Source organism: Lactobacillus delbrueckii subsp. bulgaricus, assembly GCF_046938665.1.
In the GTDB taxonomy this organism is placed as follows: domain Bacteria; phylum Bacillota; class Bacilli; order Lactobacillales; family Lactobacillaceae; genus Lactobacillus; species Lactobacillus delbrueckii_C.
Genome location: NZ_JBKZCD010000098.1, coordinates 1 through 276, shown reverse-complemented (window position 1 = coordinate 276; position 276 = coordinate 1). Strand labels below are relative to the sequence as shown.

Genomic DNA, 276 nt, shown 5'->3' with positions numbered 1-276 from the left:
ACAACCCAGTCAATGGTTCTCCGGATGGCAAGAGTTCATACGTACAAACTGTAACGTTTGAGCGAACTGCAATCGTTGACAAGGTAACTGGCAAGATTCTCGGTTACGATACTAACAAAGACGGTAAGGCGGATACTGACGATCCTAACCGCGCTTGGAAGCCGCTCAGCGCTGATCTTGGCGAAGTTAAGTCAACTGATCCAAAGACTCTTGGCTTTGACCATGTTGACAAGAGTGTGGTATCTAAGGAAACTGTAGTGCCAGGTCAAGCAGATT

Annotated in this window: 1 protein-coding gene; it reads left to right on the top strand. The window is 47.1% G+C overall.

Going from position 1 to position 276, the window contains the following annotated elements:
* Positions 1–276, top strand: a 276-nt coding sequence (locus ACLUXO_RS10390; protein WP_412137466.1) for a mucin-binding protein, incomplete at both ends; no start/stop codon positions are given.